The following is a 15495-nucleotide window of genomic DNA, read 5'->3' on the forward strand; positions in this document are numbered from 1 at the left end:
TCGAAGTCCAGCGTCGCCGCGCTCTCGGCGAGGATCGTCGCGGGGTCGCGCAGGTCGGCCTCGATGTAGTCCGTCCCGCCCTCAGGGGAGCTGTCCAGGAGCGCGCGGGCGTGCACCATCACGAGCGGATCGTTGTCGACATAGACGATCCGGGACTCGGGCGCCAGGCTCTGGGCGACCTCGTGCGTGTTGTTCATCGTCGGCAGGCCGGTGCCGACGTCCAGGAACTGCCGGATGCCCGCCTCCCGGACGAGGTGGCGGACGGCCCGCACCAGGAAGGCGCGCTCGGCGCGGGCCCCGTCCGGAATGTCGGGGATACGGGCGAGCACGTCGTCGCCCGCGGCGCGGTCGGCCGGGTAGTTGTCCTTGCCGCCCAGCCAGTAGTTCCACACCCGGGCGGAGTGGGGGACCTGAGGATCGATGGACGGGGGAGGGGAGTCGTTCATCCGGGGCTCCACGGTGAGGGGGGCGGTGATCCGGAGCGACGATTCCGTTTCGGAGGGCGCCGGTCAACCCGCGGCGGCCGGGGGACGGCGGGGCGGTCGGCGCCGCCCCGCCGTCGCGGCTCACGGTGCCGTCGGGGGTGCCGTCACGGCGCCGCGTCGATGACGCCGTTCCCGGCGTTCCGCTCGACCTGCGCCCTGGCGTCCTCGGGGCTGAGCGCGTTGTAGGAGTAGGGGACGGTGAAGTCGGTCGTCGACTCCAGGTGCGCGTTCGGGGTCTCCTCGAAGGCGTTGTCCACCAGGTTCCAGTAGCCCGTCTCGTCGCTGCCGTACCACCAGCCGACCGGGCCCTCGATCTGCCCGGCGTGGCCGTCGGTCTCGCCCGAACCGGTGCGCTGGAAGTAGTTGCCCTCGACGAGCACCTGCGCGCCCATCCGGCAGTTGATCGCCGAGGCGGCGATGTCCTCGAAGTAGTTGTTCAGCATGTGCACCTCGGAACGCCGGATGAGCGGGACCCGCGAGTTGACGTTCTCGAAGTGGTTGAACATGTACGTGATCTTGTCGGAGGCGGCGCTCTCGCCATCACTGCTCGCGGTCAGCATCGTCTTCCAGGAGTCGTGCAGGTGGTTCCAGGAGACGGTGATGTACTCCGAGCCGTTCTTGATGTCGATCAGGCCGTCGTAGTGGTCCTTGTCGGCGCCCTGGAACTCGTTGTAGATCTCGTTGTGGTCGATCCAGACGTTGCTGCTGTCCGCCTGGACGCCGATGCCGTCCTTCTCGCCCTGGTCGACGTGGTGGATCTCCAGGTTGCGGACGACGACGTTGTGGGCGTTGCGGATGTTGATGCCGACGCCGTCGAACTCGCCCTGCTCGCCGACGCCCAGGAGGGAGACGTTCTCCAGGTCCTTGACGTCCAGCTTGCTCTCGGAGAAGGCGTCGGCGGAGACGGTCTCGTCGATGTGGACGACGAGTCCCTCACCGCTCTTGCCGCGGTGCTCCTTGAGCAGCGCGTACAGGGCGTCGCCGGGGCTGCCGTGCCCGCTGCCGGGCCAGTACTCGCTGAGCACGTACTCGTGGACGGTCCCGGCGCCGAAGCCGCCCGTGGTGCCGCCGTTCATCGAGGCGTACCCGACGGGGGAGTCGGCGGCAGCGGGCGCTGCGGAGACCGGCGAGACGGCACCGAGCAGCCCGCCCGCGAGGGCCCCGGCCGCCGACACGGCCAGGGCGGCGTGCCGGGGACGTTGTTGAATGCGGTTTCCTTCCATGGGGCCGGCCATGGGGGATGCCTCCTGGGGTCGCTTGGAATCGTGCGGGGAGGTCGGCGGCGGGAACGCGCCGGACCGGTGCGGGGTGTGGGCCCGGAGCGGTTCCCGTGTGCGTGCCGTCGGCTCTGGTCGACGTGCGGGGAAGGGGCGCCCGTAGGGGGATTCGTCTCGCGGGTACAGAAAGCGCTTTCCGAGAACCTAGGCGCTCCGCGGGAGTGAGTCAACGGGGGTCCGGGGGCCCACGTGAGGCGCGGCGGACGCCCGGGTTGTCGGCGGCGCGGGGCGGAGGCCGGGAGGTGGCAGCGGTCCTCCCGCTACCGGGTGATCCCCGGTGACCTCGCCTGCGGGTAGGGGGTTGTAGGGGGCGTCAGGGGGTGATCGACGAAAGTACTTCTTTGTACGGTTTATTCCGCCTGCTCGAGGCGCGGTGAAGTCGGGAGGTGGAAGGGGGCGTGGGGTGATCCAACCGGTTCCCCTCTGCCGGGACGGGGTCTGGGAACGCCATTGGGAATCGCGGTCCATGCGGGGTCGAGGAATCTGATTGCTGTTTGCGGGCCCGACCTGAAGTCCATCGCCAAAATGGCTGCCAGCGCCGCGCTACGGGTCTCTTCCTCGTGTCGGAAGAGGTGGTCCTCCCTCTGATTGTTAGCGCTCTCATTCGTACGCTCCGTCGTAAGTTCAAGGTTTGCATGCGTTCCATTTGCCGTGTCCCGGCCGTCGTGGTCGGCGCCGTGGATGCGGGCGAATTCCCGCCACCAGCACAGGAGTCCAGGAGGTCGCCGTATGCCGATAGGAATTCTCGCGCTAGGGTCCCATGTTCCCGAGGAGGCGGTGGACAATGCGCAGGTGGGAGAGTGGGCGGGTGTGCCGGAGGAATGGCTCGAGGAGCGCACCGGAATCAGGCGCCGGCGCTACGCGCCGGCCGGAGAGGCCACCTCCGACCTCGCCCTGCACGCCGCCCGCGACCTCTTGGAGCGGGCCCAGGCGACCGAGCGGGAGATCGGCCCGCTGGTCGTCGCAACCGCCACCCCGGACCGGCCCCAGCCGGCGACGGCGGCGGTGGTCCAGGCCGGGCTGGGGACCGAGCCGGGTGCCGCGTTCGACGTCAACGCCGTCTGCTCCGGTTTCGTGTACGCACTGGAGTCCGCCGCGGGGCTGCTCGAAGTCCGTCCCTCCCACGGCTCCTACGCCCTGGTCATCGGGGCGGACAAGTACTCCTCCGTCATGGACCGCGGCGACCGCCGCACGGTCGGCCTCTTCGGCGACGGCGCCGGTGCCGCGCTGCTCGGCGCCGTCCCGGAGGGGTACGGGATCCGCGCGACGCGGCTGGTCTCGCACGGGAGCCTGCACGCGCTCGTGGAGGTTCCGGCGGGAGGGACCCGCCGGCCGCTGACGCCCGAGGCGCGCCGGCGGGGCGAGCACTTTTTCCGAATGGAAGGGAGACAGGTCCGGGAATACGTGCTCAGGGTTCTTCCGGAAATCGTCGAGGGGACGGTGCAGGACGCCGGACTCTCGATCGGTGACATCGACCGCTTCATATTCCACCAGGCGAACGCGCGCCTCATCGAGAAAGTCGCGGCCGAGCTCGGGGCCGATCCTGCGCGTGTCCCGATGACCGCCCCGGAGTTCGGGAACACCGGGGCCGCCTCCATTCCCGTCACCATGCGGTACTCGCAGCGGCGGCAGCCTTTCCGGCGCGGCGAGCGGATCCTGCTGGCAGCGGTGGGAGGCGGGATGTCGGCCGCAGGGGCGGTTCTGCTCTGGTACTAGGGGGTTCTTCCGGCCCTTCGCCGGATGGCGGCCGTTCCCGTCGGCCGAGAAGGGACCGGGAGACGGGTCCGACCCGGCTCCGACAATTCGTTACGTGAAATGAGGATGGAAAATTGTCTGTCCCTGCGACCGAGCCCGTGGCGGCCGGCGCCCGTGTCCGTGACGCCGATCTGTTCGAGGTGATCGACGGCCGGATGTCCCCTGCGGAGGTCGGACGTGCCGTGCGGGCCGTCCTGCGCGGTACCGGCGCCGACATCGAGGACCGCCGTTCGGGGCACACCACCGCCCGCATCGGCGACCTGCGCCTGGATGTGCGCACCGTCCCCCTGGCCGATTCCGGGCCCGACACCCTGGACCCCGTTCTCCCGGCCCCAGAACGGCGGCGGGTGCTCCTCACCGCGTCCGGCCCCGTGTCCGAGGAGGGGCGGTCCGTCTTCGACCGCGTCGCCGAGAGACTGGTCCGGCAGGGGCTGTGCTACACCGGTGCCGAGATCGACTCCATCGTCCGGGCCATGCCCCTGGTCGCGCGGTACTCCGGTCCCGAGCCCGCGCTGTCCGACTGGGCACTGGTCTTCCGCGACCACTACGTCGAGAACAGCATCGGCTTCCTGCTCGGCATGGAACGCGCCGGAATCGACCGGGAATGGGTTTTCGCCCTCTCCAAGGGCGACCGCACCCTGCACCGCGATCGCGTCCACGCCTGGTTCCTGGAGCACGGCTACCAGAGCGACGTCCTCGACAACTCCGTCATCAACGGCACGGCCGACGAGGCGGCCCGTGCCCACGCCCTCGACGTCGGCGAGCGTGTCGACGCGTTCATCCGCCGCGCGCACGCGGCCGGCCGCAAGGTCCTCGTGGTCGACGACGGCGGGCTGCTGGCCCAGGGGAGCGGGGCCCGGGAACGGGGCGAGTCCCGCATCGACGCCGCCATCGAACTCACCGTGAGCGGCCTGAAGCGCATCGCCGAGGCCCCGGGCGAGCTGGCCGTCCCCGTCCTCAATGTCGCCCGGTCGCGACTGAAGACCATGCTGGGCTATAACGAGATCGCGGACTCCTGCGTCCGCAGGCTCCGCGCCATCCTCCCGGGGGAGAAGTTCATCGGGCGCCGCGTCCTGGTCCTGGGCTTCGGCACGCTGGGGGCCCGCGTCGCGCACGCCCTCCGCTCCCTGGGCTGCCGCGTCGGTGTGGTGGACACCGACGTCCTCGCGCTCATCACCGCCGCCGAGCACGGCTTCGAGGCCTTCCGCACCGCCGCCGAAGGGCTGAGCGCCCACACGCCGTTCCTGGTCGTCGGAGACACCGGGGAATCCGCACTCACCGAGGACGACCTGCCGCTGCTGCCCGACGGCGTCCACCTCGCCGGGTTCGCGACCAAGGACTTCAGCCTCCTGAGCGAGGGACTGTCGGGGCTCGAATCCGTGGCCGTGCCCTCCGTCGGAGTGCGCTACACCCTTCCCACGGGTGGGACGGCCACGCTCCTGGGCGACGGCCGGTCGCTCAACCTGTTCGAGTACGAGGGGATCCCCAACCGCGGCTACGACGCCTACCGGGCGGGGACCCTCATCGCCGCCAAGGAGGTGTGCAGGAACGCCGACGGCTTCGCCCCCGGCGTCCACCTGGACCCGGTCGACCGGGCGATCGACGATGCGGGGCTGTTCAGCGCCTACTACGACGAGTACCTCTCCGCGGACCGCCGCCGTCCGGCGGCGCCGACGCCCTCCGGTCCGGCCGGCGCGGCGGGGCGGTGAGGCTCCGTGGCCTCCGACGCGAAGACGCACGTGTGCGTGGTCGGCCACGGAGTGGCCGGGCGCCTGCACGAACGGCTGCTCACGGGCCTCGGATACGCCGTGAGCGTGGTGGATCCCGCCCTCGGCCCGCAGGACACCGGGGCCTGCGCCCACCGCCGGGTCGCCGACGCGGTCGGCGGGAGGGCGGTCGACGCGTGGTCGATCTGCACACCGACCTCCACCCATGTGCACGTGCTCTCCGAGGTGCTCGACGCCGATCCCCGCGCGCGGATCGTGGTGGAGAAGCCCGTCTGCCGACCGCGCGAGCTCCCCCGGTTCAGGGCGCTGCTCGCCGACCACCCCGGGGCCCGCGCCGTGGTCATGAACCAGTACCGGCACGCCCACGCGATGGCCGTCCTTCGCTCCGTTCTGAAGGGGCCCGCCGCCGAGTACCCCTTGCAGGCCCTGCGCGTGGGGTTCGGAAAGGACCGGAGGGAGGACATCGCCGCGGGACGGTTCGTGGACCGGGACCACGGGATCTTCGGGTACGAGTGGCTGCACATGCTCGCCCTGGTCGGCGGCGTCCTCCCGGAGGAGGCCTTCGGCCGGTACCTGTGCACCGACCCGCGCGAGCACGCGCTGAGGGTGGCGGCCGACCCCGAGCTCACCAGCACCGCCGCCCACGAGGCGACCGACATCGACGGAACCGCCGTGGAGCTGTACTCCACGATCGCGGGGCCCGACGTGCCGGGCCTGCCCGCACCCGGGTGGCTCCACCGGCCCCGGGGGGCGGGCGAGAGCCGGCACCGGCAGGTCGACGCCGTCGCCGGCCCTGTGCGGATCAGCCTGGAACTGGCCCCCGCGACACTCCCGGACGGCACACCGCTGCCGAGCAACACCCACCGGATGAGCGTCGACGGACCGGGCACCCGGAACGAGTGGCTGATCCACGACTCCCCCCTGGACAACGCGCTGAGGTGGTCGATGTCCGCCCTGTTCGGCGAGTCCGAGCCGCCGGGGATCGACCTGCGCCCCACCGCGCGTATCGGCCGCCTGGCCGACACCGCGCACCGTGCCCCTTCCCCGGCCCTGTCCGCCGGTCCCACCGCCCGATAGCGAGGTCACCCGCTCATGCACCGAATCTGCCTGGTCATCCCCGCGAACCCGTTCGATCAGTACTTCGTCCAGGTCCCGCTGGACGTCCTCACCGCCGCCGGCCGGCTCCGCGCCGACGGCCACGAGGTCGCAGTGTGGGACCAGCGGCTCGACGCCTCGGCCCCGGAGGGGCCCACACCCGACACCGTCCTGGTCTGGTCCGCCATCGCCGACCGCGCCCAGTGCTACCCGCTGGACCTGCGTCCGATCAGGCGGGCCGCGGACCGGGCCCGGGAGTGCTTCCCCGGTGCCCGCACCGTCGCCGTGGGCCCGCACGGCACCCACATGCCCCGGGCCACCCTGCGATCCCTCGGAACGGACCACGTCGCCCTCGGCGAGGCCGACTCGGCCGCCGTGCACGCGGTGCGCAGCCTGGCCGAGGGTGCCGCCGACCCGGTCCTGTCCGGCGACACCGCGCCCTCCTCCCCCCTCTCCCTGGTCTCCGAGCGGCCCGCGCCCTACCCGAACATCCCCTTGGAGGACTTTGGGCCCCCGGCCTACGACATGGTGCCCGTGTCCCGCTACACCGCCGAGGTCATCGCCGACGACCTGCCCCAGCCCGGCCCCTGCGGGATGGTGATGGCGGCCCGCGGCTGCGCCTACGGCTGCACCTTCTGCCACCTNAATGCGCACCCGCCCGGTCGACGACGTGATCGCCGAGGTCGAGGCCCAGCGGGAGGCGGGGCTGGAGTTCCAGTTCTTCCTCGACTACGTCTTCGGGATCAACCGCCCCTTCTATACCGAGGTGTGCGCGCGGATGCGCGGCCGGGGCATCGGATGGGTCGGCCAGACGCGCGCCGAGATCGTGTTGAAGAACGACGTCACCGCCTGGGCCGAGGCCGGCTGCCAGGGCATGTGGCTCGGGGCGGAGTCTCCGGCGGTGGCCGGAACGGGCGTGCACAAGCGCGTCTCGGAGAAGCAGGTCCGCGACGCCGTCCTCAAGCTGCGCGACGCCGGGATCACCCCGTTCGCCTTCATCCTCCTGGGCCTGCCCGACGACGAGGCGTGCATGTCGGACTGGCTGGTCGACTGGGCCGCCGGCATCCCCGCCTGGTTCGGCATCAACCAGCTCTTCCTGCGGCCGGGGACGAGCCTGTACGACGGGCTCGCGGCGCGCTACAACGGCGGCGCCGTGCCCGAGACCTGGGAGGCGGTCGAAGAGGTGACCCGGCGCTACCGCCAGGGGTACCCCGCCGACCTCGACGACCAGGAGCGCCGCCTCACCAGGCTGCCGAACTACCTGGGCAACGCGATCCTGCCGGTCGGGTGAGGCGCTGATGCTCGGTATCGGAATCATCGGCTGCGGGTCCGTCGGCGGCTTCCTCGGGAGGCTGATGACCCGCGGGGACCCCGGGCTCAGCGCCCGGGCGCGGCTGGTCGGCGTCGCCGGGCGCGACGCGCAGAGCGCCGAGGCCCTGGCAGCCGACCTGGGGTGCGCCCCCCACAGCACGGCGGGGCTGCTCGCCCGGGCGGATGTGGACGCGGTCGTGGTGTGCACCCCCAGCGGGACGCACGCCGAGATCGGGGAGGCCGCCCTGGAGGCGGGCAAGCACGTCCTCGTCGAGAAGCCCCTCGACGTCGCCCCCGAAGCGGCGGAACGGCTGGGCACGGCCGCCCCCCNCTCGGAACCGTCTCCCAGCACCGCTTCGATCCGGCGGTCCGCCTCGCCCGGGCGGCGGTCGGGGCCGGGGAGCTGGGGCGCCTGACCTCGGTGCTGATCGACGTCCCTTGGTGGCGGTCGCAGTCCTACTACGACTCCGGCACCTGGCGCGGCACGTGGGACCTCGATGGCGGCGGCGCCCTGATGAACCAGGCGGTGCACGCCGTGGACGTGGCCCAGTGGCTCGCCGGGCCGGTGGTCGAGGCGGCGGCGCACACGGGTCTGCTGGCCCACCGGGACATCGAGGTGGAGGACACGGCGGCAGCGAGCCTGCGCTTCGCCTCCGGAGCGGTCGGCACGCTGCTGGCCACGACCGCGGCCTACCCCGGCCGGACCGCCCGGATCGCGGTGAACGGCGACCGGGGCTCGGTCGTGGTGGACGACGACGAGCTGGCCTGGTTCCACACCGCCCGGGAGGGTGAACAGGCCCGTGACCACGGGGCTTTCGGGGCCGGGGACCGGTCGGCCGAGTACGCCGCGGAACTGGAGCGGGACCGCACCCGGGACCGTAGCGGCCTGCTCTACCAGCCCCACCGGGACCAGTTGGCGGACTTCTGCGACGCGGTGCGCGACGGCCGGCGCCCGCTCGTGGACGGAGAGGACGGGCGACGGGCCGTGGACGCGGTCGCGGCCGTCTACGCGTCGGCGCGCACCGGGACGGTCGGCCGCCCCGGCGCCCCGGCGCACAACGGCGGTGCGGGCCACCGGGAAGGCGAACGAGGAGAGGCGGGAGCATCATGAGCAGCGTCGCGCACGGCGGTGCCGCGGACACGGGGGCCGAGCTGAAGGCCGAGATCGCCGGGCTCTTCGACCGGAGCGCCCCGACCTACGAACGCGTGGGTGTCGAGCACTTCGCCGACCTCGGCCGACGGCTGGTCGCGCGCTCCGGGACGTCCGCGGGGCAGCGCGTCCTGGACGCCGGGTGCGGAACCGGAGCCGTGCTGGTGCCCGCGGCACTGGCGGTCGGAGCCGAGGGCGAGGCCGTCGGGGTGGACATCTCCGCGGGCATGGTCGCCCGCGCCCGCGCCGAGATCGACCGCCTGGGGCTGACCCAGGCGCGGGCCGTTACCGGCGACGCCGAGACCGTCACCGGGCTGGACGGCGTATCGACCGCCCCAGGCTCCTTCGACGCCGTCCTCGCGGGCATCTCCCTGTTCTTCTTCCCCCGGCCGCAGGCAGCGGTGTCCCGGTACCGCGAGCTCCTCAGGCCCGGCGGCCGGTTCGCCGTGTCCTGGTGGGGGCGGCAGGACCCGCGGTGGGAGCCGGTCTTCGCGGCCGGCGCCCCCTACGGCACTGCGGGCTCCTCCCACCGGCTGCCCGAGGACAGCCCGTTCCGCTCCGTGGATGCGCTGCACGCCGTGCTCACCGAGGCCGGTTTCGCCGGGGCCGAAACGGTCGAGGAGGACTGCGTCACCCGGTTCGAGGACGCCGATCACTGGTGGCGCTGGGTGTGGTCGACGGCGGGGCGCAGGTTCTGGGAGAGCGTGCCCGCGTCCCGGCGGCAGGAGGCCGAGGCCGCCGTGAACAGGGAGCTGACCCGCCTGCAGGCCCCTGACGGGAGCCTGTCCAGCTCCGTCCGGGTGCGGTTCACCGTGGCCGGGAGGCCGTGATGGAGCCCGTGTCCCCCGCGGCGGAGGCGGCGGGCGCAGGGGAGGCCCCGTGCGCGGGGCCCGCCCCGGACCGGTACCCGGTGTTTTCCACCGGATGGCTCGCCTGCGCCTCGGCCCTGTTCGCCGCCCTCCCGGTCGACCAGGACTCGGCGGTGCGGGTCCGCCTGCGCCTCACCGACGCGCCCCGGGGGACGGCGGACACCGTGGAGATCGCGGCCGACCTGGCGACGGGCGGGCTCCGATTCCGCGCGGGGGCCGGAGCCGAGCGGCCCGGGCTCGCCTTCACCCTCACCCGCGCCGACGCACGGACCCTGCTGCTGGGAGGCCAGGAGGAGCGGACGCGTCTGTTCGAGCACGGAGGGCTTCGCCTGGAAGGGGCCTTCCTCTTCCTGTTCTTCCTCGACCGCGTCCTGGAACAGGACGTGTCCGGGGCGCTGGCGGAACTGCGCCTCCGGACGGCCGATCCGCCCCCGTCCCGGCCCCCGCATCGGGACCGGGGAGGCACGGACGGGGACGGCGAGGAGGCCGCCGCCGTCCGGGCGGCGGCCGAAGCCCTGCCGCGGACCGTCGCGGCGCTGCGTGCCGAGCTCGGCCGCACCACGCCGGGGGCGCAGCTCTACGTCGGCCACGCACCGTCCGGGACCGCGGTCTCCGCCGCCTTCGGCGACGCCCGGCCGGGCGTGCCCTTCACCCGCCGGTCGCGGCCGATCTGGTACTGCTGCTCCAAGACGGTCGGGGCCGTGGCCATCGGACGGCTGTGGGAGCGCGGGCTCGTGGACCCGACGCGCCCGGTCGCCGAGTACCTCCCCTGGTTTGCGGGGGAGGGCCGTGAGCGCATCACCCTCTACCATCTGCTCACGCACACCACACCGGTCCCCATGGCCCTGGACCCGCTGCACGGGGTGTTCGCCGCGCCGGTCGGCATCCGCCGCGAGCAGGTGCGGACGATGCGGATCCCCCCGGGAGAGCCGGGGCAGAGGATCAATTACGCGCCGTGGTGGGCCTGGTTCCTGCTGGCGGAGGTCGTCCGGGCCGTCGACGGCCGTGACTACGAGCGCTTCGCGGCCGAGGAGGTCCTGGCCCCCTGCGCGATGTCCGACACCCGGATGGTGCTCACGTCCGGGGAGTACCGGGCGGAGAAGGACCGGCTTCCGCTGATCCATATCACCGGCGGCGCGTTCCCGGCCCAGGCGACGCATTGGTACGCGACGGAGGCGGCGTGCACCCGCCCCATCCACGGACTGAACATGCGGGGTCCGGTGCGCGACCTCGGGCGCCTCTTCGAGGCGCTGTCGCGGGGCGGGGCCGGCTCCGCGGGCCGAATCCTGCGTCCCCAGACCGCCGCGGCGATGACGGCCCGCCACAGGGTCGGCCTGACCGACCCCTTCGGCAACGCCGACTGGGGGCTGGGGTTCCGGGTGGAGTCCCGCCACCTGGGGGATGCCTACACCGCGTTCAGCCGCCACGCCTCCGTCCGGGCCTTCGGGCACTACGGGTTGTGGACCTCCCTCGCATTCGCCGACCCGGACGCCGGGCTCGTGGTCGCACTGCACCTCAACGGGAAGACGATGCAGGACGAGCACCGGGAAAGGACTCTGTCCATCTGCGACGCCGTTTACACCGACCTGGGGCTCGCCTGATCCAGGGCGTGCCCGCCTTCTCCGATCCCCGCTCCGTCTCTCAGAAGGAGAATTCGATGACCGTTCCGGAAGGCGGCCTCCGTTCGCCTCATGACATCATCGCCGTCGCCACTGCGTTCTGGCGCTCGAAAGTGCTGTTGAGCGCGGTCGAGCTGGGGGTCTTCGCCGAGCTGGCGCGACGACCCCGGAACGGCGAGGAGTTGTGCGCGGCGCTCGGGGTGAAAGGCCGCGGAGCGGGCGACTTCCTGGACGCGCTGGTCTCCATGGGGGTCGTGGAACGCGAAGAGGGGGTCTACCGGAACGCTCCCGTGGCCGATGAGTACCTCGACCCGGCCAAGCCCGTCACGGACATCAGCGGCTACCTCTCCTTCCTGAACGCCGGGTTCGGCTGGTGGTCCCGGCTCACCGAGGGGCTGCGCAGCGGGGACCGGCTCGACTTCGCCCCCGCCCTCGCGGCCTCGGGGGGCGGGGACGGCGGCGCGGCGGGCGACGGCGTCCTGCGCCGGGCCGACCCCGCCGGCGACACCTTCGGCGAAGCGTTCGCCACCGCCGACCAGGTGGTCGGCTTCGTCCGGGCCATGACCGGCTACAGCATGGGCGCCAACCGCGCCATCGCCGAGGCGTTCGACTGGTCCCGGGTGCGGACGGTCGTGGACGTGGGCTGTTCCGAGGGCGCGTTCCTCGCCCAGGTGCTCGGCGCCCACCCCCACGTGAGCGGCGTCGGATTCGACCTTCCGGAGGTGGCCGCCCGGTTCGCCGAGCACCTCGGCCGGGCGGGCGCGGCCGGCCGCGCCCGGTTCGTCGGCGGGGACTTCTTCACCGATCCGCTCCCGGAGGGGGACGTCGTCGTGATGGGGCACGTGCTGCACGACTGGGACGAGGAGGTCAAGCGGATGCTCATCCGCAAGGCCCACCAGGCCCTGGAGCCCGGGGGGAGGCTCCTGGTCTACGAATCGCTCATCGACGATGACCGCCGGACCAACACCATGGGGATGCTGACCAGCCTCAACGTATCGCTGGTCTCCGTCGGAGGGCGGGGGTACACCGGTGCGCAGTGCCGGGGATGGATGGCCGAAGCGGGCTTCGGCGACATCGCCGTCAGCCATCTGGACGGCCCCGAGTACATGGTCGTCGCCGTGAAGTGAGGGCACCGGGCGGGGACCACGTGGCCGGGCGGGCCCCGCCCCCGCCGTCAAGGAACCGTCAGAAACGGTCGCCGCGGCCCCCGGACCGGCCACTCGCGGTCAGTGATCCGATACGGTTCCGAATGCTGCTGGATCGTTCTTCTTGTTCATCCCCCAGTTCGAAGAGCCTGTGTCTGGATATTTGAGGCGGTCGGATGAGGACGGGAACCCCTGACGCGTGCCTGAGGACATTCGAGGAAATGCTGGGGACGGGCCAGTGGAATCGAGGCGGCAGCCTCGTGGTGTACGGGGGGCCGGGGACCGGGAAAACGGCGCTGATGAGGGGTTTTCGGAATTCGGCTGAGGCGGCTGGGGTCCCGTTCCTGTCCGCCGCGGGATTTCACGCCGAACGCGACTTCCCCTACGCCGTCCTCGAGCAGCTCGCCTCCTCCCCCGACCTCCCCCGGGGCGGCCGCACCGCTCTGACGCGGCTGATCGCGACCGGTGCGTCGGCCGCGCACAGGGGAAAGGTGCCCGCCGACCTCCTGCGGGACCTGTCCGCCGCGCTGGGCGGGCACGCCCGGGACACCCCGCTGGTGGTCGCGGTCGACGACGCCCACCACGCCGATCCGGCCTCCTGGCGATGCCTGCTCCACCTCGCCCGGCGCGCGCAGTCCACGGGGGTCGTCGTCGTCCTGACCTCCGTCGGCGTGCGGGGGGAGGAGGGTGCCGGGCAGCTGGACCTCCTGGACGTCCCGGGTGTCCGTATGGTCGAGCTCCGTCCCCTGACGGCCTTCGAGGTCCGGCGCCTCCTGGAGGGAAGGGCCGGTGCCGCGTCGGCGGAACGGCTGTACACCCACCTGCACGGCGTCAGCGGCGGGAACCGCGCGCTCGTCCACGCCCTGCTCCGCGACGACCCCGGGCTCCACGGCGCCGAGGCGCACGGCTCGGAGGAACCGGCGGCCCCCGTCCGGGTGGGCAGGGAGTTCGCCGCGGCCTACCTCAGTCTGCTCCACCGCCATCCGGCCCTGCTGGAGTGCGCACGCGTGCTCGCCGTGCTCGACGGCTGCGCCACCCCCGAACGGGCCGCACGCCTCCTGGGCGACGGGAGCGCCGTCACCGGCCGCCGGGTCCGGGCCCTGGGACGGGCCGGGCTGCTGGACGGCGTCCGGTTCCGGCACCCCGCCGCGGTGTCCGCCGTTCTGGATTCGATGGACCGTGTCGAGCGCGCCCGCCTCCACCGCCTGTGCGCCGAGCTGCTGACGGAGGAGGGCGCCCAGGCGGAGACCATCGCGGGCCACTTGGTCGCCGCGGACGAGCGTCCGACGCCGACGCAGGTGAAGATCCTGCGCACCGCTGCCAAACGGCTGCCCGGCCAGGGGCGCACCGAGGAGGCGGTGCGGTGTCTGCGGCTGGCCGACCGGGCCGACCTCGATCCCCGGCAACAGTGCGCCGTGGTGCTGGAACTGGTCGCCACCCTGTGGCACATCAATCCCGCCGCCGCGTCCCTGGAATTCCCCCGCCTCCTGGCCGCCATGCGGTCCGGGCTGCTCGACGGCCAGGGGTTGTCCCTCCTCCTTACGTGGCTGCTCTGGTTCGGTCGGCAGGACGAGGCGCACGAGGTCGGTGTGCGCATCGCCGGGCTCGACGCCCAGGCCCCCTCCGGCCATGAGCGGATCCGGGCCGCACGGATGGTGTTCGCGCTCTTCCACACCGACCCGCCCAGAGAACTCGGGGCGCCGGGCGGCTCCGGGGATGCCGCCCCGGAGATCGCGGCCACCATGGCCGCCTCCATCGAGCGGATCTTGGGCCTGCCGGTCGATCCCGCCGACCTTCCGGCCGATCCGGCGCACGTGCACACCGCGCCCCACCGGGGCGACCCCGCGACGGCCCCGGTCCCGCTGGCCGGACCGGAAGGGGAGCGCTCCCAGGAGTGCAGCGCGGCGGGCCTGGTGGGAACGGCGCTCTTCCTCTACGGCGCGCTCCCGCTCACGGAGCGGATGGGAGAGGAGCTGATGGCCCGGTACCCGGCCGACTCCTTCCCCGCCTCCCACGCGGCCTCCGCCAGCCTGCGCGCGGCCGCCGCACTGGCCCGCGGCGACCTGCGCAGGGCCGCCGAACTCGCCGACTCCGCGCTCGAACTCCTCCCCGACGAGGGGTGGGGGGTGTTCCTCAGTGCGCCGTTGAGCACGGCGGTGGTCGCGCACACGCTCCTGGGCCGACCCGAAACGGCCGCCCGCTACCTTGAGCGCCCGGTTCCGGACATCCTCTTCCGGACGCGGTTCGGCTCGTGGTACCTCCTGGCGCGCGGGGGCCACTATCTGGCCACGGGGCGTCCGAACGCGGCCCTGAGCGACTTCACCGCATGCGAGGCGGCATCGGGGTGGTGTCTGGACCGGCTGAACCGGGTCGCGCGCTGGCGGACGAGTGCCGCCGAGGCGTACCTGGCCATCGGTCGGCGGGAGCGGGCCCGGCAGCTGGCCGAAGGCGAACTGGCGGAACTGGACGGCGGTCCGGCCCGGGGCCGGGCCCTGCGTGTCATGGCGGCCGTCGGCGACCCCGATCGGCGGGAGCGGTACCTGGAGGAGGCCGTATCCGTCCTGCGGGAGTGCCACGCCCGTCTCGACCTGGCCTACGCGCTCGTCGACCTCGGCCGGGTGCGCATGGAGGACCGCGCCCACCAGGAGGCGCGTTCCCTATTGCAGGAGGCCAAGTGGCTCGCCGACGAGTGCGGTGTGCCCTACGAGAGGCTCACGGCCGGCGCGGGACCGGAGGCTTCGGCAGCCCTANGACGTCGCGACGCCCGGCGCGGGCCCGGACGCCGGCGCGACCCACGCGCGGTCCGCCCTCACGGAAGCGGAGTGGCGGGTCGCCCTCCTGGCCGCTGAGGGCCGCTCCAACCGCCAGATCGCCAAACGCTTCTACATCACGGTCAGCACGGTCGAACAGCACCTGACCCGCGTGTACCGCAAGCTCTCGGTCGAGGGGCGCTCGGAACTGGCGCGACTGCTCGGCCCCTTCGCCCGACACGAAGAGCGCCGATCGGCCTGACTCGGCGATCGCATGGGAAGAGGGCCTTTCGGTCCCAGTGCGGGCTGCGG

13 protein-coding genes are annotated in these 15495 nt (G+C 72.9%); 11 read left to right on the plus strand and 2 right to left on the minus strand.

Annotated elements, in window-relative coordinates; genetic code table 11:
* Both D476_RS0111900 and D476_RS0111905 read right to left on the minus strand, forming a co-directional pair.
* Positions 1-446 (minus strand): SAM-dependent methyltransferase (locus tag D476_RS0111900; RefSeq protein ID WP_017624177.1); only part of this gene is annotated, 446 nt, incomplete at its 3' end.
* Positions 447-589: 143 nt separating this feature from the next.
* Complete coding sequence (locus D476_RS0111905; RefSeq protein WP_017624178.1) at positions 590-1720, minus strand: pectate lyase family protein; 1131 nt, start codon at positions 1718-1720, stop codon at positions 590-592.
* Between the two features lie 771 nt (positions 1721-2491).
* Between D476_RS0111905 and D476_RS0111910 the strand changes: the two genes are divergently transcribed.
* The 11 genes from D476_RS0111910 (at position 2492) to D476_RS40080 (ending at position 15445) form a co-directional block, all read left to right on the plus strand.
* Entirely contained in the window at positions 2492-3478 is a 987-nt protein-coding gene (locus D476_RS0111910; protein ID WP_026123436.1) for a 3-oxoacyl-ACP synthase III family protein, read from the plus strand.
* A gap of 113 nt (positions 3479-3591) precedes the next feature.
* Positions 3592-5226 carry a Rossmann-fold NAD(P)-binding domain-containing protein gene (locus D476_RS0111915; RefSeq protein ID WP_026123437.1) on the plus strand — a complete coding sequence of 545 codons (1635 nt, stop codon included), beginning with the start codon at positions 3592-3594 and terminating at the stop codon, positions 5224-5226.
* A 6-nt stretch (positions 5227-5232) separates the two neighbouring features.
* A complete protein-coding gene (locus D476_RS0111920) occupies positions 5233-6321 on the plus strand; it encodes a Gfo/Idh/MocA family oxidoreductase (protein ID WP_017624181.1) in 1089 nt (362 codons plus the stop codon).
* Positions 6322-6985: 664 nt separating this feature from the next.
* Complete coding sequence (locus D476_RS38465) at positions 6986-7630, plus strand: hypothetical protein (protein WP_017624182.1); 645 nt, start codon at positions 6986-6988, stop codon at positions 7628-7630.
* 7 nt (positions 7631-7637) lie between these two features.
* Complete coding sequence (locus D476_RS38470) at positions 7638-8066, plus strand: Gfo/Idh/MocA family protein (protein WP_204366983.1); 429 nt, start codon at positions 7638-7640, stop codon at positions 8064-8066.
* 5 nt (positions 8067-8071) lie between these two features.
* The gene (locus tag D476_RS38475; protein ID WP_017624183.1) at positions 8072-8761 is read left to right on the plus strand and encodes a Gfo/Idh/MocA family protein; all 690 of its coding nucleotides are present in this window, start codon (positions 8072-8074) and stop codon (positions 8759-8761) included.
* A complete protein-coding gene (locus D476_RS0111935) occupies positions 8758-9630 on the plus strand; it encodes a class I SAM-dependent methyltransferase (RefSeq protein WP_017624184.1) in 873 nt (290 codons plus the stop codon). The genes D476_RS38475 and D476_RS0111935 overlap by 4 nt, the downstream gene beginning before the upstream one ends.
* Positions 9630-11270 carry a serine hydrolase domain-containing protein gene (locus D476_RS0111940; RefSeq protein WP_017624185.1) on the plus strand — a complete coding sequence of 547 codons (1641 nt, stop codon included), beginning with the start codon at positions 9630-9632 and terminating at the stop codon, positions 11268-11270. The genes D476_RS0111935 and D476_RS0111940 overlap by 1 nt, the downstream gene beginning before the upstream one ends.
* Before the next feature lie 56 nt (positions 11271-11326).
* Positions 11327-12415: a methyltransferase gene (locus D476_RS0111945; protein ID WP_017624186.1), complete on the plus strand. Its 1089-nt coding sequence runs from the start codon at positions 11327-11329 to the stop codon at positions 12413-12415.
* 239 nt (positions 12416-12654) lie between these two features.
* Positions 12655-15282, plus strand: coding sequence for an AAA family ATPase (locus D476_RS0111950; RefSeq protein ID WP_160167440.1), 2628 nt, complete (start codon positions 12655-12657; stop codon positions 15280-15282).
* Positions 15272-15445, plus strand: coding sequence for a helix-turn-helix domain-containing protein (locus tag D476_RS40080; protein ID WP_394296930.1), 174 nt, complete (start codon positions 15272-15274; stop codon positions 15443-15445). Before D476_RS0111950 ends, D476_RS40080 begins: the two co-directional genes overlap by 11 nt.
* Positions 15446-15495 lie beyond the last annotated feature (50 nt).

The organism is Nocardiopsis chromatogenes YIM 90109 (assembly GCF_000341185.1).
In the GTDB taxonomy this organism is placed as follows: domain Bacteria; phylum Actinomycetota; class Actinomycetes; order Streptosporangiales; family Streptosporangiaceae; genus Nocardiopsis_A; species Nocardiopsis_A chromatogenes.